At 44.9% G+C, this 24,972-nt stretch carries 27 protein-coding genes and 1 pseudogene; 16 read left to right on the plus strand and 12 right to left on the minus strand.

Annotated features, from left to right (window positions below; translation table 11 throughout):
• The first annotated feature begins 157 nt into the window (after positions 1-157).
• The 5 genes from MHH52_RS04385 (at position 158) to MHH52_RS04405 (ending at position 6,511) form a co-directional block, all read left to right on the plus strand.
• Positions 158-661, plus strand: a complete 504-nt coding sequence (locus MHH52_RS04385; RefSeq protein ID WP_313640019.1) for a CYTH domain-containing protein — start codon at positions 158-160, stop codon at positions 659-661.
• Positions 662-784: 123 nt separating this feature from the next.
• On the plus strand, positions 785-2,173 hold the full coding sequence (gene thrC, locus MHH52_RS04390; protein ID WP_340006867.1) for a threonine synthase: 1,389 nt from the start codon (positions 785-787) through the stop codon (positions 2,171-2,173).
• A gap of 260 nt (positions 2,174-2,433) precedes the next feature.
• Positions 2,434-3,420: a Gfo/Idh/MocA family oxidoreductase gene (locus tag MHH52_RS04395; protein ID WP_340006868.1), complete on the plus strand. Its 987-nt coding sequence runs from the start codon at positions 2,434-2,436 to the stop codon at positions 3,418-3,420.
• Between the two features lie 18 nt (positions 3,421-3,438).
• Positions 3,439-4,314, plus strand: a complete 876-nt coding sequence (locus tag MHH52_RS04400) for a radical SAM/SPASM domain-containing protein (protein WP_340006869.1) — start codon at positions 3,439-3,441, stop codon at positions 4,312-4,314.
• 127 nt (positions 4,315-4,441) lie between these two features.
• Positions 4,442-6,511, plus strand: a complete 2,070-nt coding sequence (locus MHH52_RS04405; protein WP_340006870.1) for a class I SAM-dependent methyltransferase — start codon at positions 4,442-4,444, stop codon at positions 6,509-6,511.
• A 378-nt stretch (positions 6,512-6,889) separates the two neighbouring features.
• On the opposite strand, the gene MHH52_RS04410 is transcribed toward MHH52_RS04405, so the two are convergent.
• The gene (locus tag MHH52_RS04410) at positions 6,890-7,288 is read right to left on the minus strand and encodes a helix-turn-helix transcriptional regulator (RefSeq protein WP_340006871.1); all 399 of its coding nucleotides are present in this window, start codon (positions 7,286-7,288) and stop codon (positions 6,890-6,892) included.
• Between the two features lie 201 nt (positions 7,289-7,489).
• Between MHH52_RS04410 and MHH52_RS04415 the strand changes: the two genes are divergently transcribed.
• Positions 7,490-8,665 carry an SGNH/GDSL hydrolase family protein gene (locus MHH52_RS04415; protein ID WP_340006874.1) on the plus strand — a complete coding sequence of 392 codons (1,176 nt, stop codon included), beginning with the start codon at positions 7,490-7,492 and terminating at the stop codon, positions 8,663-8,665.
• Here MHH52_RS04415 and MHH52_RS04420 read toward each other — a convergent pair.
• Positions 8,655-8,906 (minus strand): annotated as a pseudogene (locus tag MHH52_RS04420) (helix-turn-helix transcriptional regulator); the annotation flags it as partial. The gene MHH52_RS04415 and the pseudogene MHH52_RS04420 sit on opposite strands and share 11 nt — an antisense overlap.
• Positions 8,907-8,942: 36 nt before the next feature.
• Between MHH52_RS04420 and MHH52_RS04425 the strand changes: the two are divergent.
• Positions 8,943-9,263: a beta-galactosidase trimerization domain-containing protein gene (locus tag MHH52_RS04425; RefSeq protein WP_340006875.1), complete on the plus strand. Its 321-nt coding sequence runs from the start codon at positions 8,943-8,945 to the stop codon at positions 9,261-9,263.
• A gap of 562 nt (positions 9,264-9,825) precedes the next feature.
• On the opposite strand, the gene MHH52_RS04430 is transcribed toward MHH52_RS04425, so the two are convergent.
• Positions 9,826-10,659, minus strand: a complete 834-nt coding sequence (locus tag MHH52_RS04430) for an AraC family transcriptional regulator (RefSeq protein ID WP_340006876.1) — start codon at positions 10,657-10,659, stop codon at positions 9,826-9,828.
• A 119-nt stretch (positions 10,660-10,778) separates the two neighbouring features.
• On the opposite strand from MHH52_RS04430, the gene MHH52_RS04435 reads away from it, so the two are divergent.
• Complete coding sequence (locus tag MHH52_RS04435) at positions 10,779-12,809, plus strand: beta-galactosidase (protein ID WP_340006877.1); 2,031 nt, start codon at positions 10,779-10,781, stop codon at positions 12,807-12,809.
• Positions 12,810-12,883: 74 nt separating this feature from the next.
• Here the strand turns inward: MHH52_RS04435 and MHH52_RS04440 are convergent, their stop codons facing one another.
• A complete protein-coding gene (locus tag MHH52_RS04440) occupies positions 12,884-13,039 on the minus strand; it encodes a hypothetical protein (protein ID WP_340006878.1) in 156 nt (51 codons plus the stop codon).
• A gap of 290 nt (positions 13,040-13,329) precedes the next feature.
• Between MHH52_RS04440 and MHH52_RS04445 the strand changes: the two genes are divergently transcribed.
• Positions 13,330-13,887, plus strand: a complete 558-nt coding sequence (locus MHH52_RS04445; protein WP_340006879.1) for a DUF1273 domain-containing protein — start codon at positions 13,330-13,332, stop codon at positions 13,885-13,887.
• A 93-nt stretch (positions 13,888-13,980) separates the two neighbouring features.
• Here the strand turns inward: MHH52_RS04445 and MHH52_RS04450 are convergent, their stop codons facing one another.
• A complete protein-coding gene (locus MHH52_RS04450) occupies positions 13,981-15,438 on the minus strand; it encodes an amidase family protein (protein ID WP_340006881.1) in 1,458 nt (485 codons plus the stop codon).
• A gap of 336 nt (positions 15,439-15,774) precedes the next feature.
• On the opposite strand from MHH52_RS04450, the gene MHH52_RS04455 reads away from it, so the two are divergent.
• On the plus strand, positions 15,775-15,954 hold the full coding sequence (locus tag MHH52_RS04455; protein ID WP_340006883.1) for a hypothetical protein: 180 nt from the start codon (positions 15,775-15,777) through the stop codon (positions 15,952-15,954).
• A gap of 337 nt (positions 15,955-16,291) precedes the next feature.
• On the opposite strand, the gene MHH52_RS04460 is transcribed toward MHH52_RS04455, so the two are convergent.
• Complete coding sequence (locus tag MHH52_RS04460; RefSeq protein WP_340006885.1) at positions 16,292-16,783, minus strand: hypothetical protein; 492 nt, start codon at positions 16,781-16,783, stop codon at positions 16,292-16,294.
• Positions 16,784-16,852: 69 nt separating this feature from the next.
• A complete protein-coding gene (locus MHH52_RS04465) occupies positions 16,853-17,101 on the minus strand; it encodes an ATP-binding protein (RefSeq protein ID WP_340006887.1) in 249 nt (82 codons plus the stop codon).
• A gap of 43 nt (positions 17,102-17,144) precedes the next feature.
• Between MHH52_RS04465 and MHH52_RS04470 the strand changes: the two genes are divergently transcribed.
• From MHH52_RS04470 to MHH52_RS04485, 4 genes are all read left to right on the plus strand, one after another.
• Positions 17,145-17,297 (plus strand): hypothetical protein, encoded by a 153-nt coding sequence (locus tag MHH52_RS04470; protein ID WP_340006889.1) that lies wholly within the window; start codon positions 17,145-17,147, stop codon positions 17,295-17,297.
• A gap of 26 nt (positions 17,298-17,323) precedes the next feature.
• On the plus strand, positions 17,324-17,650 hold the full coding sequence (locus MHH52_RS04475; protein ID WP_340006891.1) for a nucleoside triphosphate pyrophosphohydrolase: 327 nt from the start codon (positions 17,324-17,326) through the stop codon (positions 17,648-17,650).
• A 238-nt stretch (positions 17,651-17,888) separates the two neighbouring features.
• A complete protein-coding gene (locus MHH52_RS04480) occupies positions 17,889-18,041 on the plus strand; it encodes a hypothetical protein (RefSeq protein ID WP_313640000.1) in 153 nt (50 codons plus the stop codon).
• Positions 18,042-18,085: 44 nt separating this feature from the next.
• Positions 18,086-19,084 carry a Gfo/Idh/MocA family oxidoreductase gene (locus MHH52_RS04485; protein ID WP_340006894.1) on the plus strand — a complete coding sequence of 333 codons (999 nt, stop codon included), beginning with the start codon at positions 18,086-18,088 and terminating at the stop codon, positions 19,082-19,084.
• An 85-nt stretch (positions 19,085-19,169) separates the two neighbouring features.
• On the opposite strand, the gene wrbA is transcribed toward MHH52_RS04485, so the two are convergent.
• A complete protein-coding gene (wrbA, locus tag MHH52_RS04490) occupies positions 19,170-19,811 on the minus strand; it encodes an NAD(P)H:quinone oxidoreductase type IV (protein ID WP_340006895.1) in 642 nt (213 codons plus the stop codon).
• 150 nt (positions 19,812-19,961) lie between these two features.
• Here wrbA and MHH52_RS04495 point away from each other — a divergent pair, with 150 nt between their 5' ends.
• On the plus strand, positions 19,962-20,447 hold the full coding sequence (locus MHH52_RS04495; RefSeq protein WP_340006896.1) for a GyrI-like domain-containing protein: 486 nt from the start codon (positions 19,962-19,964) through the stop codon (positions 20,445-20,447).
• A gap of 235 nt (positions 20,448-20,682) precedes the next feature.
• Here MHH52_RS04495 and MHH52_RS04500 read toward each other — a convergent pair whose 3' ends face one another.
• Positions 20,683-21,078, minus strand: coding sequence for a hypothetical protein (locus tag MHH52_RS04500; protein WP_340006898.1), 396 nt, complete (start codon positions 21,076-21,078; stop codon positions 20,683-20,685).
• Between the two features lie 210 nt (positions 21,079-21,288).
• On the opposite strand from MHH52_RS04500, the gene MHH52_RS04505 reads away from it, so the two are divergent.
• Positions 21,289-21,672, plus strand: coding sequence for a pyridoxamine 5'-phosphate oxidase family protein (locus MHH52_RS04505; protein WP_340006900.1), 384 nt, complete (start codon positions 21,289-21,291; stop codon positions 21,670-21,672).
• A gap of 109 nt (positions 21,673-21,781) precedes the next feature.
• On the opposite strand, the gene MHH52_RS04510 is transcribed toward MHH52_RS04505, so the two are convergent.
• From MHH52_RS04510 to MHH52_RS04520, 3 genes are all read right to left on the minus strand, one after another.
• A complete protein-coding gene (locus tag MHH52_RS04510) occupies positions 21,782-23,560 on the minus strand; it encodes a hypothetical protein (RefSeq protein ID WP_340006901.1) in 1,779 nt (592 codons plus the stop codon).
• A 190-nt stretch (positions 23,561-23,750) separates the two neighbouring features.
• Complete coding sequence (locus MHH52_RS04515) at positions 23,751-24,677, minus strand: hypothetical protein (protein ID WP_340006903.1); 927 nt, start codon at positions 24,675-24,677, stop codon at positions 23,751-23,753.
• Positions 24,670-24,822 carry a hypothetical protein gene (locus tag MHH52_RS04520; RefSeq protein WP_155986556.1) on the minus strand — a complete coding sequence of 51 codons (153 nt, stop codon included), beginning with the start codon at positions 24,820-24,822 and terminating at the stop codon, positions 24,670-24,672. Before MHH52_RS04520 ends, MHH52_RS04515 begins: the two co-directional genes overlap by 8 nt.
• Positions 24,823-24,972: the final 150 nt, after the last annotated feature.

Consider the following 24,972-nt stretch of genomic DNA (forward strand, 5'->3'; position numbering starts at 1 on the left):
TGACAGAGGTCCACCTGCCAGTTACGCGCTGAGCGCAACATTATCATTTTTCGGCAAGAGCAGACCTATTTCCCCGTAATCACATTGACTTGGGTTTGTCTCACCCCTATGATGATTATTAATATAAAATAAATGGCACGAAGAGGAGCGAAACATCATGGCTTTGGAGATCGAACGCAAGTTTCTACTGCCGGAATTTCCGGAACAGCTAATTCAAGCAGGAGAATTGAAGATTGTTACCCGGCATAATATCGACCAGACGTATCTGGCGATAGACGGGGGTCAAGAACTGCGCGTACGTAAAATTACGGATCTGGACTCAGGCGAGGTAACGTACACACATACGTTTAAGGATGGCAAAGGGATCAAACGTGAAGAAATCGAATATTTTATCTCAGAAGGTTTATATAATCAGATGATTGAGGCAGTAAAAGCAGTAGCTTTGGTCAAAGAACGGATTACAGCGGTATGGAATGACACCACGGTTGAGATCGACGTATATTCTCAGCTTAAATTGTCCGTTCTGGAGGTTGAATTTGAATCTCTGGAGGAAGCGGAAAGCTTCAAGGCGCCGGAATGGTTCGGCAAGGATGTCAGCACGGAACGGCAATACAGTAACAAAACGGTCTGGAAAGAGCTACAAAATAAGACAAAGAATTAACGGACTTTAGCGCGTAAACGTGGTAGTATATAGGGAAAACAAGCAGCTATAAGGCGAAACTTATATTTAAATATAAGAATTTATCATGTTGTATATTAAATAGAGGGGTTCAGGAGGATGAGTATGAAGTATATAAGCACAAGAGGTAATGTGGAACCTAAAGGCTTTATCGATACGGTGTTGATGGGACTTGCGGATGACGGCGGACTGATGGTCCCTTCCGAGATTCCTGTCGTTTCAGCAGCTACTTTGGAAGAGTGGAGAAGTCTTAGCTACCAAGAGTTGTTCCTGAAGATCTTCGCCTATTACACTAATGAGGAGATCCCTTACGAGGATTTGCAGGAAATGGCCAACACCAGTTATGGCAATTTCCGCGCGCCGGAAGTAACGCCTGTTCACCAAGTAAATGATTCCTTGTATGTACTGGAATTGTTCCATGGGCCTACTTTTGCCTTCAAAGATGTAGCGCTGCAGTTTATGGGTGAGCTGTACTCTTATATTTCCAAAAAGCAGAACAAGATCATCCACATCCTCGGAGCAACCTCGGGGGATACTGGGGCGGCTGCCATTCAGGGCGTTCGCGGTAAAGAAGGAATCAAGATTTGTATTCTTCATCCACATGGTAAGGTAAGTAAAGTGCAGGAGCTGCAGATGACTACGGTAGATGACAGCAATGTGCTGAACCTATCTGTTCATGGTAACTTCGATGATTGTCAGAAGGTGATTAAGGATCTGTTCGCGGATCTAGACTTTAAGGGTCGCTATCATCTGCGTGCGATCAACTCCATTAACTTTGTGCGTATTCTGGCGCAGACCGTCTACTATTTCTATGCGTATTTGCATGTCGGTGGCAGCGGCGAGAAGAAGATTAATATCAGTGTGCCTTCCGGCAACTTCGGTAATATTTTCTCTGGATATTTGGCTAAGCAAATGGGATTGCCGATTAACAAGCTGATTATTGCTACGAATGAAAATAACATCTTGGAGCGTTTCGTGAACACTGGTGAATACAAACCAGGCAGCTTCACAAGCACGTACAGCCCTTCGATGGATATTCAAGTGGCGAGCAATTTTGAGCGGTATCTGTATTATCTGGTAGGCGAGGATTCCGAGAAGTTATCTGCGTATATGTCCAAGCTGCAGACTGAGGGTAAGATTACGGTCGAAGGCGAAGCGCTTCAGCAGGTGCAGCAAGATTTTGCAGCGCTGGGTGTGAAGAATGACCAATGCTTGAATACCATCGCTAAGTATCAGAAGGAGTATGGTTACTTGCTTGATCCGCATACAGCATGTGGAATCGCGGCTTACGAAGCTTTCAATGGCTCGGATGAGATTGGCATTACCTTTGCGACTGCACATCCAGCTAAATTTGATGAGGCGATTACCCTGATCGACATTAAGCAGGAATTCCCGGCACAAATTAAAGCGTTGTTCGAGATGCCACAACATCAAACCGTAGTGGATCATGACAAGGATGAAATCGTGCGTCAATTGCAGGTTTTTTATAAATAAGATGTAATTTAATATGGCTAAACGGGCTCCTGTTCTTAAGTTAAGAATGGGAGCCTTTTTACTGCACCTTTCGTCAAATAATGTCGCTATTCACTATGAAAAGTTTGGTATTAACGAAAGAATGGGAGTGGTGATTTTTTTCACAAGATGGATCTATCGGAATTTGTCGGAAATTTGTCTTGAAAAGTAGACATGACTACCCAGAGAGTGAGAAAATAGCATATAGAGTTTTAGTAAGAACTAAAAAGGACGGGATTATCATGACAATTCGTTTCGGGGTCATTGGAACAAACTTTATTACAGACCGCTTCGTGCAAGCCGGCTTGGAGAATGAGGAGTTTATCCTGACAGCCGTGTACTCCCGCACAATGGAGAAAGGTCAGGCCTTTGCTGCAAAATATGCTGGAGCTACAATTTATACGAATTTGGAAGATATGGTCTCCAGTAAAGATGTCGATGCCATATACATTGCAAGCCCGAACTCCATGCATGCTGAGCAGGCGATTATGTGCTTAAATCATGGGAAGCATGTGCTCTGTGAGAAGCCGGCTGCCTCAAACAGTGCCGAGCTTAGAGCTATGATTGAAGCCGCGCAGAGCAATGATGTGTTGTTGGTAGAAGCAATGAAATCGACATTCATGCCGAATTTCGGAGTGATCAGAGACAATTTGTATAAGATTGGCCAAGTTCGCCGTTATTTCGCGAGCTATTGCCAATACTCATCGAGATATGATGCCTATCGGCAGGGAACGGTGTTAAATGCTTTTAATCCAGCCTTCTCTAATGGCTCATTGATGGATCTTGGTGTTTATTGCTTATATCCTATGGTAGTGTTGTTCGGGAAACCGAAGTCTGTAAAGGCCGTGGGTCTAATGCTCTCTTCTGGAGTGGATGGCGAAGGAAGTATTGTCATGCAATACGATGATATGGACGCAGTTGTGATGCATTCCAAGATCGCTGATTCCTATTTGCCAGCCGAGATTCAAGGGGAAAGTGGTACAATGGTGATCGACAAGATTAACCAACCCTACCAAGTGAAGATTCATTATCGTGACGGGACCGTCGAGGAGCTTACGCAGCCTCAGGTATACGAGTCTATGTATTATGAGGTGGAGGAATTTATCAACTTAATTAAGAACGGTGAACGGGAAAGCAGAATTAACACGCATGCAAGTTCCTTGGCGGTAGCAGAGGTTATGGAGGAAGCCAGAGCGCAGATCGGCCTCCGCTATGCCGCAGATCTATAAATAGAAGGGGAGCAGAACTTGAAGACTTTTAAAAAGGTATACATTGAGATAACAAGCGTCTGCAACCTGGCCTGCAGCTTTTGTCCACAAACCGCTCGAACGAAGAACTTTATGAAGCTCGATACGTTTAATACGATATTAGATGAAATTAAGCCACATAGTAATCATATTTACCTTCACGTTAAAGGTGAGCCGCTATTGCACCCCAAGATTGGTGAGCTACTGGATGCCGCACATGCCAAAGGGTTTAAGGTCAATATTACAACCAATGGCACGTTAATTCATAAGGCTGGGCCTAAGATTCTCGGCAAACCTGCACTACGTCAGATGAACTTCTCTCTGCACAGCTTTGATGGACATGAAGGGTCAGAGAACCGCGAAGGGTATTTGGCGGAGATTATTTCTTTTGTACGGGAAGCCTCTGCGCTAGGAGTGATTATTTCCTTCCGGTTGTGGAATTTGACGGAGGACAATCTGACCAATCTGGAGAAGAATCGTAACCGTGAGACGCTTGCTTTGCTGGAGGAGGCCTTTAACCTTGATTTCAAGATCGAAGAAAAGGTTGTGCCTGGCAGCGGCGTCAAGATTGCCCCACGCGTGTATCTCAATCAGGACCATGAATTCCGTTGGCCTGCACTGAACGAGCCGGAGGATGATGGAAAAGGGTTCTGTCATGCGCTACGCAGCCAAGCGGCAATCCTCGTAGATGGCACCGTTGTGCCGTGCTGTCTGGATGGTGAAGGAGTAATTAACCTCGGAAACATTCATGAGACTCCGTTCTCAGAGATTGTAGAGGGTGAGCGGGCGAATAATTTATTTTATGGGTTCTCTCGTAGAGAGGCGGTAGAAGAGCTGTGCCGCAAGTGCGGATATCGGCAGCGGTTCGGAACCTAATGATTGGAATGCAAACAGAACTGGGCCATGGTTATTTCATGAGCCCTAGTTCTGTTTTTTAATTTACAGTAGTGTATATATAATAATTAGTCTTTATAGTCTCCACTTTGGAGCGAAGGAGGAGTATATGCTGAAATCACTGGAAGCCATCACCTTATACCGTGAAGGAATACAAGATCATTTGGAGGATAACCTCTGGCTGAAGCTTATTGTCCAAGCGGAGGAGCAGATTGTAAATTTGGAACGTGTGGAATCTCTGGAGGAGCTGGACCGCAGGAATCCCGTGCTGGACTATGTGGAACGCAGTTTGCAGATTCTAGACCAACTTCCCCGTTCGATTTGGATAAAAGAGCTTGTGGAAGAGACGTTAATCTGGTCAGAAACTGCTAAGGGTGGCACATCGAAAGAGCGGCTACTTTGGCAGGAGGAAGGTATTAATTGTTTTGTACATAACATTGGCTCCGCACAGTTATATGATAGGCATTTGGGTAGGACTGTCTCTGAGAAAGGTGCGATGATTCATTGGCTAATTGAGACCCATGGACTCATAGGACAGCAAATTCGTGGGGAGGTGCCTCCGGAAGTGAATAAGCCGCTCCGTGGTATTGTGGAAGAGCAGCTGCTGACTGTGGAGGAACTGGAACGTTTGCTGACCGTACTCAATCATTGCATCATCGAGGCTGTGTCTCCGGAGTTATGGCTGAATGTAGAGCATGAAGTGAAGCAGCTTATCGCCCTGATTTCCTCCGGAGACCTTGCTAGTCCTATGCCGATGAAGGAAAGGCTGCGCAGAATGCGTCTAGGTCCGATCTCTAGAGGAGAAGATTTCACTACGGAATGGGCAAAGCTGATGCAGGAAGGCTTCCATGCGGAACGATTGGACTCCTTAAGTAAGATTACCTTCTGGTATGTGGAATCTGCACTGCAGACCTTTTCGCTGGAGCAATTTCTGAAGGTGATGATACTTGCTGCCCATAGGGCCCAGAATGAACCCCTAAACCATATCAGCTTCGAGCATGTCATGAACAGCATTTACTACGACTACAAGGGTGTTAAGAAGATCAACGTTTATAAGAAGCGGATTATCGAAAAATATTTAGCGGAGCTTACATGGGAGGATATCGACAAAGAGACTTTACCTACTGAGAACCCTCACCTAATCCTTCGGCAATATTCTAAGGAGTACCTGCCAGATACGGTATTTTTTCAGTTCCAATTCTCAGCAGCGGCTGAGAAGTTGATCGAATTCTGTATGGAAGCTGAAAAATCACCCTTGTATGAACGTGCTGTATTGCTGTTGTTCGACCTGTTCGAGCTGCGGAGGGACGCTTTCGACCGTTTTCATAATGAAGATACCTACTTAAGTCAAATGAATAATACAGCAGACTATAAAGCTGTGATTCTGGATCATGTTACAGGGCAAAAAGTGCTCGATATCGGTCCGGGCGGCGGTGTGCTGCTGGATTTGCTGGAAGAGCGTATGCCAGAGGTTACCCCTATCGGCATTGATATATCGAGCAATGTAGTGGAAGCCTTGCGACAACGCAAGCAGCGGGAAGGTCGTCATTGGGAGGTCCTGCAGGGAGATGCGTTGAACCTTAAAGATTTCGTGGAGGCTGGAACAGTGGACACGGTAATCTTCTCTTCGATTTTGCATGAGCTATATTCTTATGTGCCGCTTAATGGTAAAAAGTTCAATCATGACACTGTATCGGCTGCTCTGCAAAGTGCCTTTGATGTATTGTCTGAGGGCGGGGTTATTATTATCCGTGATGGGGTTATGACTGAACCAGAATCTTTGCTGCGGAGAGTACGCTTTCTGGAGGAGGATGGTCTGGGGTGGCTGGAGCGTTATGCGAAGGATTTTGCCGGACGTCAGATTCAGTTTCAGAGATTAGGGGAGCAAGAAGTGCTCATGCCTGTTAATGATGCCATGGAATTTTTATATACGTATACCTGGGGCGAAGAGGCATATATTCATGAGGTCCAAGAACAGTTTGGTTATTTTACTCCTACGGAGTTTGCCTCATTTATTGAACAGATTTTAGGAAAGCAGGCGAAGATTGAGGTCTTCCGGCATTACTTGCAAGAAGGTTATACCGAAGCGCTGCGCGACAGGGTAAGGTTCATGGATGAGAGCGGACAGGAAGTGGCGCTGCCGGACAGCACCTGCTTTATTGTGATTCGGAAGGAATAGCCGTAGAACAACATCATCTGCACATAAAAAAGCAATCGGCAGACCCTCTGATATGGTAGAGGTCCGATTGCTTTTTCTATATAGAGAATTTTGTCTTTGTTAGATTAGTATTTCTAATTGAGACGTATCAGAGTCTTCGGCTACCGCCCATTTTGGATTGGTTATGAAATGCACTTCTAGCGGATTTACTAATAGATAAGGTGTCACTGTTACCATTTACAGGGGAGGTTAGGTTTCGTGTTTATATTATTCGATGGATGAGTGACGGATACATTAATCCTCATTCCCATAGTAGAGCTCATACTCGTTACTAAATAGTAAATCCGGGTAGACGAAGCGACCTATTCAGCATTCGACACTGTTGGTGTCTCTATGCAATTAGTTAATAATGGTCCCCCCTGATCCCTTCCTAAACTCCGAAGGCGAGCATTTCATCGCTCTGCGAAACACTTTAATAAAATAGCTTACATTATCAAATCCGACCTCGAATGCGATGTCGGATATTTTTCTGTCGCTTTGTTGCAGTAGATCGGCGGCTTGGCGAATTCGGTAAGAGTTAATGTAATCTACTGGAGTCTTACGGGTCATTTCTTTGAAAAATCGGCAGAACTGTCTTTCACTCATGGGGATAAGCTCGGAGAGGTCTCGAGTTCGAATCGGCTCCTGATAGCTATCCTGAATATAGAGAATAATCTTCTTAAGACGATTGATCTTAGTAGTATCAGCGTCATCCAGCTGGCTGCGGTTTACAAAACGATCCTCTGGAGCAATGAGCATGGCACTACCGCTTCTGCACGGTTCGTGATCTCAAAGGTGCCCCTGAACTGACTGTGAAGGCTGACCGTAAAGGCAACATCGTTTCTCAAAGCATATTGATATAGCCATAACCTCTCCTGTAAATTGGGTGGACGATCCGTTCCCTTGATTTATTGGAGAGGTTTTAGTGTTACAATCTTACTGAATAACGGGGGAAACGTTATGAATACTAATTTAACTAAGGGAAGTGGAGTATTGAACCAGACGGATTATACCTCAGCAACGGTTCTTTCAACTGCAGCGAATTTTATAATGAATAAGCAAGAGCCGTTTACACATACCTTCCGGACTTATATTCGTTTAAGGGAAAATGGTACGTTGAAGCTAAAGTTCTGGCATAGCAACGCGGTGGATTCTACATGGGATCAAGGGCAAGAAGCTGTAGGCAGTGAACCTGGAGGCGACTGGGTTATCGAGACAGCTTATATCGCTGACGGAGGAACAGAACCAGACGGAACGATTACTGAAGATACACAGCATGTGCTTACCTTTGAAGGCAAAGCCTCTAAAACCGTTGCGGCTGGCGAATGTTTCTGGAGTGATGAGATAAGCATTGTTCTACCAGAGAATCATTACTTGGCGTTTACGTGGACGATTAGGACGCTCACTGCAGGTAAATCGATTCCTTTCAATGTAGAAGGGATGCTAGCAACAGCTTATGACGCGCCCGGAAATCTTGCCGCACAGGATTCAGAGGATGGTTTCACAGCGTCTGATAATCTTTTGGTACTGCCAAGTTTCATTGGGTATAAGAAATCTGTTACCAAGAAACTAGTCTTCTTGGGCGACTCGATTACTCAAGGGGTGCGGACATTTAAGGATGAGTACGAATATTGGGTAGCGAGAATTGCGGATGGTCTTGGCACGGATATTGGCATTTGGAATCTCGGTTCAGGCTGGGCTAGAGCTTATGATGTTGCCGCGGATGGTCCATGGCTACACAAAGCTAAGCAAAGTGATGAAGTGATGATCGTACTCGGAGTAAATGATATTGATATTGGATGCCGTTCGGCGGACGAGCTGCTTGGTGATTTGACGACCATTATTTCTAAGATCAAGGGGGGAAATGCTGAAGCTAGTATTATTCTAGGTACGGTACCGCCGTTCAATTTTCAGGGTGAAAGAGAAGAGACTTGGCGCAAGGTGAATCGTGAGATTTTGTCCAATCCGCCTGCAGGAGTGAGTCGTGTCTTTGATATAGCAAGCCTATTGTCGTTGCCTGCACCAGATGATCACCGGATCAGACCGGAGTTTATGAGTGGAACAGACGACCCGCACCCGAACGGCATAGCCGGTAAGACGGTCGCGGACGCCTTCTTAAGCTGGTTTAATCATTGAATTGATTTCGGTAGTCCTTGGGTGATGCGCCAACCTGCTTCTTGAATACCTTGCTAAAGTACTTCACATCATGAAAACCGATCATTTCTGAAATTTGCGATAGTTTCAGACGAGGGTTCTGCATTAGCAATTTAGCCTTATCTATCCGGACGTTAACGATGAAATCGGAGAAATTAATGCCATATTCCTGTTTGGATCGGCGTGAAATATATTCACGGCTAACATAGAACCTTCCGGCTAACGTTGTCTGGAGGAATTTGCACATGCTGGCGGGACCTTGCTTATTACTAACCGAAGTGGCGTCAAAAATATAAATAACATCGCAGTCATGCAGCCACTCCCAGGGCTTCTGAGTTATTGCACAGGTGTTGAAGTGCTGGAGTATGATCCGATTGGTGCTGAAACACATACGGTCGTTGATGCTGAGGGTAACAAATATGAATGCACGCAGTGGTGCGACATACTAAGACCTGTTGTGGCACGTCCGATTGCTTGGTATGGCGATGATTTCTACAGTGGATCTCCGGCCGTAACCGTCAATGCTTTCGGGAAAGGTCAGGTCTATTACTTCGGGACTCATATGGAAGAGAGATTCTAGTCAGTTCTATTGGAGAGCCTAGCGAAGGAGAAAGGATTGTTACGATTTGAGGGATTGCCGGATGGAGTACAGGCCTCTGTGCGTTCAGGAGAGCTGCTACTTGAGCCATATGGCGTAGAAATTCTGGAGATGTGAAAGGATTCAACGTAACTGTCGATGGGAGGGTCATAATTATCTCCTTCGCGTGTTCGAATCCTTTCGATTGCATTCTGTGCAATAGAATGCTCGAAATGAGATGAAAAGGTGCATTTACCAAGTGTAAACTCTCTTCCCCGCTGAATAGATGCACTTTCTACACTTACTTAGCGTGCTCCGGATATTAAACGGTTTTAGATGTATTTAGTGCAGCTATAATGCGGAGTATCCCGGTTCACAGCCAAATGCCGAGAATACACTTATATGGATATTCTCTGCTGAACAGGTTGTTTTAAGTGTACAAAATGCAATTACTCTGTCGCACATGCCCATACTAATGAGATCCACACAGCGATGGCTACGTCATACGCAACCTTATGTAGCAATTCACTACGCAGAAGGCGATTAAGCTTTACACCTTAGAGTGTTAGTGAAGTCTTCTAAACTGCTCTGGCGTAGTTCCAGACTGCTTTCGAAATGTGGCTACATAATGGCTGACATCACGGAAGCCGACTCTCTGCGAGATGATCTTTACAGTAAGATCCGGCTGGCTTACGAGCATTTCTTTGCTTTTGCGGATACGTAACCGTACGAAATAGGCATAAGGAGATAGCCCAAAAGTTTGTATGAATAGGTTGTTGAGATAACGTCCTGATACTCCGAGTTGATCGGCCAGATCATTAAGTCCGAGATCAGGATCACCATAATGACTGTCCATCCATTTCAGTAAAGGCTGCAGCTTATCCACATTGCGGGATATCGTCGTGTTGTTATGTAGTTGCCCATATTTGCTCAAAGTAAGCAGAAAGCGATAAGCATCTGTGGAGGCGGTCAGACCAAACATGTCCTGTGAGGCATCATATTGATCAAGTATTTTCCTTAGCAGTTTGGAGAGAGGCGCCTCTTTTTCCCAGCGGTAAAAAGAATTCATATTCATCCCCAGCGTCTCCAAAATAGACCCTGCGGAGCTGCCTCCGAACGTTAAATAAGAGGTGCTCCAGTTAGCAGCCGAAGCTTCATAGCGATGTGGGGTATAGGGAAGAAGTAATACACCACTGCCTGCGGTAAGGGAGAAGCTTTTATTCTCAAAATGAATCACCCCTTCACCAGACGCCGTTTGGAGCCAATGATAGGTTTCGTAGCCATCTGGGCGAGATACTTTTTCTTGTTGATGATTGTGGCCGATACTGTCTAATGTGATAGGCAGATGTTGTCCACCCTCATGGGGGAACACAATTCTACGATAAACGATTCCCTTCAATGACTTCATCTCCTCTTAGTTCCATATTCTTATATGCTGGGAAGATTATTTTATATTTATAGCGTAAGATTAACCGATTACAATATATATATAATTATACTATAAAGGATGTGCGAAGTGTGATTAACGATAAATTACCTAAGATTTGGTACGGTGGAGATTACAATCCAGAGCAATGGGATGCGCCTGTATGGGCAGAGGATGAGCGGATGTTTAAGCTGGCAGGAATTGATGTTGCTACAATTAATGTATTTTCCTGGGCGCTGATCCAACCTTCCGAAGACACTTATGATTTCTCATCACTAGATGAATTAATGGATAGACTATATAAAAATGGTACTTACGTATGTCTGGCAACAGGTACAGGAGCGCACCCAGCTTGGATGGCTCATCGTTATCCTGAAGTTACTCGTGTTGATGTGAAGGGCAGAAAACGCAAGTTCGGTGGACGTCATAACTCGAATCCAAACAGTCCAGTTTACCGCAAGTTTGCAGCGAAGCTGGCAGGAAAGCTGGCTGAACGTTATAAGGATCATCCAGCGCTGGTAGCTTGGCATATTTCGAATGAGTTCAGTAACTATGATTATTCTGATTTATCTGAAGCGGCATTCCGTGTCTGGCTGAAGGATCGTTATGGTTCTTTGGATGCATTAAATAAAGCATGGAATACCCGTTTTTGGGGACATACGTTTTATGATTGGGAAGAAATTGTACTGCCAAGTGAGCTGAGTGAAGAATGGGACGGCAACCGCACCAACTTCCAAGGCATATCATTAGACTTTCGTAGATTTATGTCGCATAGCTTGCTGGAATGCTACAAAATTGAGAGCGATGCGATTAAGGAGCACAGTCCTAACGTACCGGTTACCACTAACTTGATGGGCTTTTATGATGAACTGGACTATTTTGAGTGGGCTAAACATATGGACGTTATTTCTTGGGACAACTATCCTTCACTCGATACACCAGTGAGTTTCACAGCCATGGCGCATGATCTCATGCGTGGATTGAAGAATGGACAACCGTTCATGCTGATGGAGCAAACGCCAAGCCAGCAGAACTGGCAGCCGTATAACTCTCTGAAACGTCCAGGGGTTATGCGCTTGTGGAGTTATCAGGCTGTAGCGCGTGGTGCGGACACTGTTCTGTTCTTCCAACTGCGTCGTTCGATAGGTGCATGTGAGAAGTATCATGGAGCTGTTATTGAGCATGTGGGACATGAGCACACGCGTGTATTCCGTGAATGCGCTGAGCTAGGTAAAGAGCTGGGGCAGCTTGGAGATCAACTATTGGATGCGCGCAGTGCAGCTAAAGTAGGGATTATTTATGACTGGGAAAACCGTTGGGCAATTAACCTTTCAAGCGGACCATCCGTTGCTTTGGATTATGTGAATGAGATCCATAAATATTATGATGCGCTGTATCAGCAAAATATCGAAGCCGATATGATCGGTGTCGAAGAGAATTTGTTCAAATATGAGATTGTAATCGCACCAGTGATGTATATGATTAAGCCAGGTTTTGCAGAGAAGGTTGAAGCTTTTGTAAAAGCGGGCGGTACATTCATTACGACTTATTTCAGTGGTATTGTTAATGAGAAGGACCTCGTAACCGTAGGTGGATACCCTGGGGAATTGCGTAAGGTACTCGGTATCTGGGCAGAGGAAATTGATGCACTGCTGCCAGGGATGAGCAACGAGCTTGTGATGGGCAAAGAGTGGGGCAAATTGAGTGGTTCTTATAAATGTGATCTGCTCTGCGATCTGATTCATGCTGAAGGTGCAGAAGTTTTGGCAGAATACGGTTCTGATTTCTATAAAGGAATGCCTGCGCTGACTGTGAATAAATTTGGCGAAGGAAAAGCTTACTACGTGGCTACTAGCCCAGAAGCTGAATTCTTGAAAGGATTCTTAGCCAATCTGTGTGCCGAAAAGAACATTCAACCGTTAGTAACTGCACCGGAAGGTATCGAATCTGTGCAACGTGTGAAGGAAGGCGTATCTTACCTGTTCTTGCTGAACCACACCACTGGTGATTTGAGTGCGGATATTGGTGCTACTGAGCGTACGGATCTTCTGACTGGCAATAAAGTTAGCGGTTCTGCTGTTGTGCCAGCTCGTGGAGTATTGATTTTGTCTGATAAGAACTAGTTCATGTTATATTAAAAGATCTCCGGGGAACCAGCTTGTCCCCTGAGATCTTTTTTTTGTTACGTAGCATTTCATTAGCTGCTGCTGCTCGTGCTGTCATCTGGATCGGTTCCTCCGGGATTGCCATTACTTAATGTAATGCTCTCCGCCACGGTGGAATCTGATTTAAGCGTATATTGGATGATATCATCAGCTTTCAGTTCTGCTAAGGTGATCGCATTTCTTAACACGTGCCATTGTCGAAGGTAACGGCTACAATTTTAGTGTCCGCATCAATCGTAAGGTCTGTGGTTTCTTCGGAGAAGGTTTGCTGCATTCTGTCTCCCTGAGATCATAAAAGGGATGAATCTCATCATTTTTTTCTCCTCTTTAGTAGTTTAGAAATGATTTAGAAGAAATATAACAGACGGTTCTGAAAAATTGCTTAATATCAGCTGAAAGTTTGCCTAAGAAATGAAGTGCGCAAATGATATATAATGAACAATTAAGTGGATTACAACGTTCAGGAAAGAGGCAGCACATGAAGACATTACTGGTAACTGGGTATCGTGCGCACGAGCTCGGTATTTTTGACAATAAGCATCAAGGGATTCCTTATATCAAAAAAGCACTGGCTAACCGATTAAAACCCTTAATCGAAGAAGGTGTAGAGTGGGTGATTACGCCCGGGCAATATGGTGTGGATCTGTGGGCATGCGAGGTGGTGAGCGAACTTAAGACGCAGTATCCGGACTTAAAGCTTGGGATCATTACAGCGCATACTGGACAGGAGGAGAAGTGGAAAGAAGAGAAGCAGAACGAGTATAGGCGTATTATTGCGGGTGCGGACTTCTTCGGGGCGGTCAGTAATGCTCCATATGACGGTAGCTGGCAGTTTCGGGCCAGAGATGACTTGTTGTTCCGCAAAAGCGACGGGATATTGCTCTTTTATGATGAGGATGCGGCGGAGGGTAGTCCGAAGTTTTTTAAAGAGCGGGCGCTGAAGCTGCATGCTGAAAGAGAGTATGAGTTGTTTCTAATTCACTCCGATGAAATTCAGAATATTGCCGATGAAGAGAATCAGCGTGACTATGAGTAAGTATATGTAGAGTTTGGAAGATGAAAAAGCCCGTAAACAGTGAATGAGACAATCACCGTTTACGGGCTTTTAGATATCGGTGAAAAAGCGTGATCAGATAAAGCTCTTTAGCGATGGCGCTTTTCGTACCTTGTAGTGCTGTTCATAAGCATAGGCGAGCTTGATGAGTGTAGGCTCTTGATAAGCTTTTGCTGAGAAAGTCACTCCGAAGGGGGCGCCGGCTGATGTATAGCCGGAAGGCACAACAATGGACGGATATCCTGCTCTGGAGGTAATTCTGGCGCCGAAATCGGCTGGGAACAGCAGGGCATCCAGATTGTACTCCTTCATGGTGGCGTCGATTCCTTCTTCCTTGCACAGCTTCAGGTCGGTCGCACGGTGTCGCAAATACTTTGGCTCGGTTTGTGTGCCGGAAGAGGTATACTCCGCATCTATTAACGTAGATTGGCCAAATCTTAAAGTCTCCACAGGATGTGCATGGTTAAAATCTATAATATCCTTCAAGGTTCGCATCGGTGCCCCAGGACCCAAACGAGATAAATAAGCGTTCAGTGATGTTTTGAATTCGTTCAGTACAACCGATGAGTAACTAATTTCTCGGGCGGTCTTAATATCCGCAGGATCAATGATGGTAGCTCCAAGCTCTCTCATTCTATCTACAGAAGCATTGAACAGTGCAAGTTGCTCTTCTGTCAGCTCCTCGAAATAATAATCTCGCGGGATACCTATTCGGACACCTTGCAAACCATTGGCGTCTAGGAATACAGTGTAATCCTCATGGATTTTACCTGTATTCGTTCCCATAGCTGCATCGTGATTATCGTTGCCCAGCATTGCGTTTAGCAGCAACACGGTATCATGAACCGTTCTGGCCATAGGACCAGCGGTGTCTTGCGTATTGGAGAGCGGAAGGATTCCCGAACGGCTGAGCAGTCCTACGGTCGGTTTAATGCCGATGATGGAGCCCAAATTACCAGGGTTAAGGATCGATCCAGAGGTCTCTGTGCCAACAGAGACTGTACAGAAGTTACAAGCGACTGCTACTGCTGAGCCAGAACTGGAGCCTCCGGTTGGTGTAGATATATTGTAGGGGTTAAGGACTTGCCCACCGCGGGAACTGTAGCCAGAAGGCATGCCGTTCGTCATAAAATTGGCGAATTCGGTCATATTGGCTTTACCCATAATGATCGCTCCGGCCTCACGCAGCTTGGTAACTATAAACGCATCTTCCCCGGCAAAAGAATTCGCCAAAGCTAGCGAACCCGCACTAGTATGCATTTTGTCCCCAGTATTGATGTTATCCTTCAATAACACAGGTATGCCGTGCAAGGGCCCACGTGGGCCTTTGATCGCACGTTCCACATCCAGAGATTCTGCGATAAACAACGCATCAGGATTGATCTCCAGCACAGAGTTAATCGTCAAGCCATTTTTGTCATGATCAGCTATGCGTTCATAATACATGAGAACTAGTTGTTTTGACGTAATTTCTCCGGATTCTAATGCAGCCTGGATCTCCGGTATAGTGGCTTCTACGATTTCAAAACTCATGTGCGTTCACGCTTCTTTCCCTTTAAGATATAGCTTCTCCTTCATCTAACCATAATTTGGGTGTTGTTGGTAGTGTTCTTTTTAGACTTACATTATGATTTGCCATTTGATATATTCAGGTGTGAAATGTATTGTTTTTATTTTTTTAGATTAGGGAGCTAATGGAATATGATAAACAACAAATATCCTTCAAAAATCATCATTCTTTTCTTAGTAATGCTAACGTTTACTTTTTGTGCTTCGATTCAAACAATTTGTTAACGGCAAAGAGAATGAACAAGTAATGAAGGCGATCAGCTCTCAGAATAATACGCTCGTCCCTTTGAGTTCTCTAACATGGATAATAAAGAGATCTTTATAAATTTAAAATCCGGTGCTAAAAAGATAATAAGGACGATCTCTAAAGAAAAAGACCCCATGCCGATTCAAAAACAAGAGAATTGTTCGGAAGTAACCAATAAAGTGGGTATAGATAATATTGGTGGAGACGTATATAACTACCGGACTTTTCAATAAATCAGGCCTGTGTTAGTTCCAACCATTCTCAACAAAATGCTTTTGAAGAATGGCGGAAAAACAATTCTGGATTCTCGGAAGTAGGTAGTAACACCGTGTCAGTCCGTAGATATGTTCAAGATCAAGCGGGTGGTCTGCAAAATTTGGTAATACCGGAAAATAGTATAGAACAACTGATTTTGGTAGCTCCTGTTGGAAAAGAAGATAGATTAGTGGTGGAGGGCAGTTATATCGTGGATCATTTCTTGGATATAGCTTGTATGCTTACAATTGAAAAGAGGTGTTCGAATCGCCAAATCAAATGGCAGTTGGAACACCTCTTTGAGAGGAGTGACGCTTAACCCTGCGGTGTAAATCCCTCTTCCGCTAAATATTCTTTAGCTTCCTCAAGGGTTTCAAACGCCATTTCCAGATTGAGATCGGCATAGACATACCATAAATCATCCTCAAGCTTTAGTGTTAGGGTATGGCCTTCATCATTAGTCCAGAGTGAATCGGCGGATGCAGCAGTTTTTTTCTTTCTTTTGCTCGCTACAGGGGCTTCCGGAATGTAAATAGACAAAGAAGTGATAGCGGCATCTAAGAGACTCCGCAGTTCGGACTCCGAGTAGTCGCGAATGTTCACGAATCCCTTATCATCTGTCTCGTAGCCCCGCAGTAATCCTGCGAATACATAACCATTACCGTTTGGATGCAGGTGAAAGGCAACAGTTTTCTTGTCATGCTGGCTTTCCTCATAGTGATAGTTCACGCGTCCAAGGGATACGTTCTTGCGTTCCAACTGGGGATAAGAATCAAGAATCGCTAATTTCTGTTCAAAAGTAAGCATATATAGCCTCCGGTTTTCGGTGTTATTGTGCAAATGATTATACCATGATGATGTGCCGCAGCCTAATATTTAGTGATCCAGCGGCAGGGATAGCACGAAGGTGCAGCCTTCGTCTGAGTGCTTCTCAAGCACAAGGCTTCCGTTCATAGATTCTGCTAACAGATGACTGAAGGTTAAGCCGAGTCCTAGACCGCGTAGTGTGCTCTGTTTGTTGCTGCCCGGAAGAATGCTCGAAGACATGCTCTCTATAATTCGATGAGATGCCAAGCCCATTATCCTGAACACGGATTTCGGCAATGCCATGGCCTTGCTGTTCAAACAATTCTACTGTAAGCTGCACCATTCGATCTGGAGCTTTGGCATGAACGAGCATAATTATGGGAGTGTGCAGATCAGACTGTTTGCTTGGAAAGCCGTGTATCAAGGAGGTGTGATTGAACTTGTTGATCACGACGAATACAATTGGGTGTTCTCGGCTGATGGTGGGATCGAATCAAGGTTGAGGGCAGTCTGAAGATCAGATAGAAAGGAAGAACTCAAATGCCTGTATATCAAAAGCTAGTGCGTGACGGAATTCCCGACTTAATCACTTCTCAAGGGAAAGATCTTAGAACAAGGATACTCGAGCCCAAAGAATACATAACTGAACTACGTAATAAATTGAAAGAAGAGTCTGAAGAGTACTTTAAGGCAGCTAGTGACGAAGAAGCTCTGGAGGAGCTTGCCGATATGCTGGAAGTGATTCTAGCGCTGGCAGAGACACATGGAGGTAATAGCATGGAGCTGGAGAAGCTTCGTGCGGAGAAGGCTAAACGTCGCGGTGGGTTTAAGGATCGAATATTTCTGATTGAAGTGGAAGAGGAATAAACGGTTAGATCCTATCTTCATGCTACAAGGAGGTTATAACGATGTTCAAAACCAAGCCAGCGATGATCTTAAGCGTTGTGGCGGCCTTGATCCCTTTAGTAATTTATTTGTTCCTATATTCTAGAATGCCGGACACAGTCCCGATTCATTACGATAGCAACTTCGCTGACAGATTTGTGAGTAAATCAGCTTTGAGGTTATCCTGCTGAGCGGCCTTGGATGTTTGGGGTTGATTTTAATGAAGATACTGCAGAGTCTTCTCCAAAAAGCGTTTATTCAGAACTCTAACGAGCATTCGGCAGCTTTGAGCAGGATCTGGAATATTGCTATTGTGGTAGTGACAGTGGTGTTCGCTGCTATTAGTTCATATGCATTAATAAGCATGGTCTGATAGAATCAAATAGTAGAAACAGAAGGATGAGGAGGAACAATACAATGGAAAAAGACAACGCTTACAAGGTAAAATGGGGAATTCTCAGTACAGGCTGGATTGCACATCAGTTTGTTACTGATTTAGTTCACGCTAGCAATGGCGTGGCATATGCCGTGGGTTCGCGTTCTCAGGAAAGTGCGGATAAATTTGCGCGTGATCATGGGGTTCCGCATGCCTACGCCACCTATGAGGAATTGGTAAATGACCCGAATGTAGATGCGGTTTATATCGGAACGCCACATCCTTTTCACAAAGAAAATGCATTATTGGCGCTGCGTGCAGGCAAAGCTGTCCTATGTGAGAAACCTTTCACCATAAATAGTGGAGAATTGGAAGAAATCGTATCCTATGCTAGAGAACATAAGCTGTTCCTGATGGAAGCGATGTGGAGTCGCTACATCCCGGCGATTGTTAAGGTTAGAGAGTGGATCGAAGAGGGCAGAATTGGTGACGTTCGCTTGGTAAAGGCAGACTTAGGATTTCGCACGGACTGGAATCCAGAAGGCAGATTGTTGAATCCGAAGCTGGGTGGGGGTGCGCTGCTGGATGTTGGGATTTATCCGGTTTCTTTTGCCTCCATGGTCTTTGGGCCTCATCCTGAAGCTATATCCAGCACAGTGCATATTGGTGAGACTGGAGTGGACGAGCATTTCTCCATGTTGCTGTCATATGGTGATGGGAAAACAGCTTCGTTGAACGGCGGTATTCGTCTTAACATGCTGGAAGAAGCGCATGTGTTTGGAACAGAAGGCCGTATTATTGTAGAAGGGACGTTAGTGAACCCGAAATCTGTTTCGCTCTATATAGGGGATGAGAAGGTAGAGACTTTTGTGGATGATCGAGCTTCTATCGGATATTGTTTTGAAGCAGAGGAAGTAGGATGTTGTCTACAAGCAGGGCTTACAGAAAGCTCGGTAATGTCACTGGATGAATCTTTAGCGATTCTGAATCTGCTGGATCAAATACGTGCACAGTGGGGTCTTAAGTATCCTGGAGAATAAATGAAAAAAAATAACAACACCCCTCGGTTTAATTCGCTATTTGGAAGCTCCGAGGGGTGTTCTATATCGAACGATAGGCGGGCGTCTAGTTCTGACTATTGGCGGTTTTACTTTTACCTGAATGGACCCAGCCTGCAACTTCAACCGTACGCTTCGCTTGATGAAAAACAGCGTCACGGATACGATCCTGCTCTTCGATCATCTTACCGTCCCCATCTACACTGACGCTTGTTCCGTAGGGGTTGCCTCCCGCACCGAACGTTACTGGATCAGTATAACCAGGTGCAGCGACAATCGCTCCCCAGTGATACATCGATGTGTAGAGTGCCAAAATCGTAGCTTCCTGTCCACCATGTGGGTTCTGTGCTGAGCTCATAGCACTGACTACTTTATTTACAGTTAGTCCTTTGCCCCAAATCCCTCCGGTCGTGTCGAGGAACTGCTTCATTTGAGAAGCGATGTTACCGAAGCGGGTAGGAGAACTGAAAATAATCGCATCTGCCTCGACAATATCATCGGGAGTAGCGACTGGAATATCTTTTGTTTTTTCAGCTAGGGCTTTCATGGCTGGATTTGCCGCAATTTTGTCCTCGGGAACCAGTTCCTGTACCTTCAGCAACTTCACCTCGGCTCCCGCTTTCTCGGCGCTTTCAACTGCCCACTGTGCGAGCTGATAGTTAGTTCCTGTGGCGCTGTAGTAGATGACGGCTAATTTGATTTTTGACATGATGGAGTCATTCCCTTCGAGTGTAGTTCCATACTATTAATTACCCCTAAGGAGCATTTATAACCCAAATCGATAATTCTACTCTAACTGGACACACAGGTGTCCACTTCTCCTGTGTATACTGAATTCAATCACAGGAAATGAGGGAGAATGATGGAAACTTATTTTGTACAAAAACCGAAAATGACCTTGGCTGGGGTTAGCATACGCACGACTAATGAAGTGGAAATGGGTCCAGATGGGGGCTTGTCGCGGCTGTGGGAAACGTATTTTCAGAGTAATATTGCGGTGCAGATTGGTACGGCTAATCCTGAATATATCTACGCTCTGTATACAGATTATGAGAGTGATGCGACCGGAGCGTATACCGTTGTGATTGGGCATGAAGTTGATGGTGAGAGTCAGATAGACAATAGCAATCTCGTTTATGCATCTGTTCCGGAGAGCAAATACTTGGTATTTACGACGAAAAAAGGTCCGGTATTTGAAGTAGTCTCGCAAGCGTGGGGGGAGATTTGGGCGTATTTTAAGGCGTCCGCGGAGGTAAGAACTTATACAGGCGATTTTGAGCTCTATGATTCGCGAAACTTTGATCCTGCTAACACGCAGGTTGAGATTTATATTGCGATTGAGTAGATAGGGAGATAGATGATTTTGTGTAGTGATAGCTTATTTGTGGCTTAGTTACTGCTTATGTGGAAGTTTTATAGGGGAATAGATTTGTTTAGCTAAAAGAATGTTTTGTGGGGATTTGGGGGCTGCCGAGAGGTAGTCCTTTTTTCGCTGATGAGCAGAATACCCCGGGTGAAGGGTTACTCAACGATTGAAACGAATATATATCAATAGAAGGAATAAGTAATGACTCTTCATATCATATGGCAGATGTGTCGCTAACCGTTGCTGCGCTCGCATTTACTTTGATTTTCTCTGTGTATTCTAGGGAGACGAAGGGTAGACATATGGGAAGCTCAAGAGAATAAATACTTAACTGACAAATGAGTTCGCGGAAAAATGAAGGTAAATTCAAATCCCGTAAAGTTGCTGCGTTTGACCGAAGTAGTGTGAAAGAACGATAAAAATCCCGTACATTAGCTGCATTTGGCTGAAGTAGCATGAAAGAACGGTAAAAATCCCGTACATTAGCTGCATTTGGCTGAAATAGCGCAAAAGAACGGTGAAAATCCCGTACATTAGCTGCATTTGGCTGAAGTAGCGTGAAAGAACGGTAAAAATCCCGCACATTAGCTGCATTTGGCCGAAATAGCAATCTTCAAGGACAAAAATGCCCTACATTTGTCCCATCGAGCCAAATTAGTAAGAAAGAAGGGCAAAAGTGCCCTACATTTGTTACCAACACCGGCTGAACCGAGTTAAGTATAGTTTGGTAAGGGGAGTTGAAGTAGTTCGTGAGTTGGTTTAGCTGGTTGAGAATTGGTGTAGTTGATGGGGTTGAAGTAGCCAGGTGGCTTATATAGATATGACTGGAAGTGGCAATGAGACGAGCGCACATCTGCTAGAAAATGGAAGGGTGACGGTTATGTTTTGTGCGTTTGAGGGGCCGCCGAACATTCTGAGATTGTATGGAACAGGGACCGTGATCTTGCCTGGATCAGCAGAATGGGAAGCACTGTACCCTATGTTTACACCTCTGCCTGGAGTGAGACAGATCATTTTGATTGATGTTCATAAAGTACAGACTTCCTGCGGATTTTCGGTCCCATTCATGAGTTATGATGGTGAGCGAGATACGTTGCAACGTTGGTCTATCCAAAAGGGCGAAGAAGGTCTGAAAGCATATAGACAAGAGAAGAACACTACAAGTATAGACGGACTACCCACACCAATTGGACAAAGAAACTGACCGGATACGGTGACCAAATATTCATACCTCAAATAGAAGGATTTCACTAGTCATAGGATTGTTCTCACGAATTGCTAAAGCTTTGACGCCATCAGTAATCTCTTAAGTCCTAATGTCCAAAGCTCATACTACCCACGGATTCCACCACAAACACAGGCACATATTGCTCTCCCATGTCCGTTCCAACAAGCTGATAACCGTTCTGATATTGACCACTAACTAACGCGTTACCTGTAACGGAACCCACGTCTCCTTGAAGTAAAATATAAACTCCATTCGAGTAAGCAAGCATATTACCGAAGTTATCTTGGACGATTTCACAGTGAAAAGATACCTTCTCAAAAGGATGAAGCGCTACATCGGAAGCTGAAATTACAGCATACTCCTGAACAATCTCAGCAAATTGATAAATACCATCTACTTTACGGTAACGTGCAGTTTGTCCGTCGACACGGTCACCAAGATCCGCATTAGGCACGAGTATGGAATCATCAGATTGAAGTTCGTAGCTATCGCCAGCCAATGAAAATAACTGTGAAATACCTTCCGATTTCATCTCATATGCTGTAAAAAGGGTGCGTCCACCTTCGACCTCGGATTCGGCCAGAACCACGGGGCCCCCAGAGCCAGAAGAGGAAGCAAGCTGATCATTAAAAGTAAGACTGCGCAGACTCTCGAATCTTGGCAAGCTATTTCCAGTTAAAGTAACCACACTATCGTCGCTATTCATCGCGGCATAATAGAGGACGCCGCTGCTATCCGTCCCAGAAACAATCACTTTCGTACCGTGTAGTCCCTTACTGGAGATGATGTTCTCATATTTGCCTTGCTCTTCACCACCCGGAAGGAGGCGAACAGGCTCGGCAATATTCCAGGCCAGCCTTGCAGCGGCAATGTTTGACGAAGTATCCTCTAGCGGAGCAAGCTCTCCGTATAATTCAAGAGCCTCAGCATATTGACCTTTACTAGTCATGCGCTTGGCATTTTTCAATAGTTTAGCTTTACTAGTATCGACCAAGGTTAGCACTTTGGATGAGGTGATGCCTGCCGATTCTGCAAAATTACGATAGGCCACAGCATGCCCAGCAAAGGCTGTGATATTATCGCCCTCTAGGTCTTTGTTCAGGATGATCTTTCCGCTGCTTTCAGCCTGTTGAAGTACCCATGGAGCTTCGTAACTATGATGGCTGTAAGCATTCATCATGGAGAGGGCGCTCTCCAGCATACCTGTAAAGTTTCCTGTCCCTGCTAAGGTTTTTAATTTAGCCGTATCATGGCTTTTGAACTTAGAGGCTAGCAACTCCCCCTTGGAAGCAGCGCTTCCGTAATAAGCATCGGGAATTTGCAACAGATTCCATTTAAAAGTGTCCTCTTCACTCGTATTTCCGCTCTGGCTCTGAGCAAGTTCGGTAAGAAACTGTTCCTTAAATTCTCGGAAGTAGGTTGTGAACTGGTCAGAAATGCCTGAATCGGTCGATAACTGGCGATAATAAGATTCATAGGGACCACCGGGCTTCATATATGTAGCTTTCAAGCTGAGCAGAGCATTATAACTTTTCATAAATCCGGCAAAATCCTTAGTCGCGGCTTGTGCTTTTGCGGATGATATCATGGTACTCAAACCTTGGCGGATGGCCGTGATTGGCGACAGTTCAGCTAGCCGTTCCGCAACTCTCTCTTCCATATAAAGAATGGAATGGTTTGCCGCCACCAAGCGATACTGATTTTCGGCACTTATCAGATCACCAGCAGCATAGAGACGGTCAGCTTCCTTTGTCATTTGTATTTTGTCGGCGATCAGAAAAACCTTCTGTCCAAGCAGCACAAACATGCTAATACACAAAATGATCATAAAGTTTCGCAGGGTTATTAATTGTTTGAACGTCATATAGAGTAGCCTCTTTTTTCAAAATATAAGAAAGTATAAGTTTCACTTTATACTTCATCCTTATATTTCTACGAGAAACGGTTGTCATCAATAAAGGAAGACAACGTCGTTTCTTCTTGAAATATAAGTTTGCTTTATATTGGCGTTTCCACCCTGATGGTGTGACTGGACTTCATCTAAGCTTTCAGGTCTATTGAAATTCTGGGTCCCAGCGATATTTGGCTTCGCGAATGTCAGCTACTCTTTGGTCCAAGCCGTTCCACGGTTCATGGGGATTCGCAGCAATGAGTTTGGACAATCGCATAAAACGGTCTTTGGGCAGATCCTGCACGTATCGGCCAATCATATTGGAGTAGAGCAGGGCATAACGCTTCATTCTTACCGCCGCTCCTGCAACGCTCGTAAGGATGGTTAAGCCGTTAGCCATCTGGCGAATCTCCACTTCATAGTTCTTCACGTAGCGTAGTGTGCGATCTTTGATAAGATCGGGACGGACTTTAGCGATCTCGCCGATATATTCTGCTAGCAGTGGTTCGAAGTCTTTTAGAAGAAGCTGCTCCAGCTCTAGATCCATATCCTTGCGGAGTAAAAATCCATGTAGCAAAGCTACTCGCTGCCGCGCGATCCGGTCGCCGCGAAGCAGGATAGAAAGCTCGCGCAGCTTCTCATAGGCAAGCACATCATTCTCGCGGAGTACGGAGACAGCTTCCTGACGGTTGTTCTCTAGTCCCTCCTTGATGATGCCGATGCCTCGGCCAAGCAGCTCGTTAAGTGAACGAAGATTCTCGTTCTGCCGTACTTTTCGCTGCGTATAGTACAATAGTCCAGCGAGGAGAACCCCTCCGGCACCACACAATATCATCTGCTCTATGCTATTTCCAAAATAGACGGAGGCTAGTGTGAGCAGTAAGATGAATAAGAGGCGCGTATGCATTTTCCGTCCTGCGATGGATACGGCTTGCTGCTCTACAGTAATAAGTGAGGCTCTACCGCATTTGGTGCATCGATCTTCGCCGAGAGCGGTGTATTGCCCGCAGTGGCGACAACTACGAAGCTTGTCATAAGCGTAACGAGGGGCCTTGAAAGGCCGGAAGGTAACGGGTCTTTTCTTATTCACGGCCTTTATCGCCTCCGTTCAAAGCAGCCAGTAGTCGGTCGTTAATATCATCACGAGTGAGTGGTTTACGCTGGTGTGCAGCATAGATGGAAATCTGAATTACGGCAATTAGGAACGTAATCCCAAGAATGACGTATGAAATCATGGAACAGTCCTTTCTCATGGACGCCTCGCAGTCTGGATGGCTCATAGAATGATAATTCTATGCATCAATGCTACTTTGGTCCGGCGGTCCTAAAGTTGAAGTTTACAAGGTTTAATTATATCATAATGGCATACTATTTACAGATTTTAG

Origin of the sequence: Paenibacillus sp. FSL K6-0276 (assembly GCF_037977235.1) — a bacterium.
Lineage (GTDB): Bacteria > Bacillota > Bacilli > Paenibacillales > Paenibacillaceae > Paenibacillus_AQ.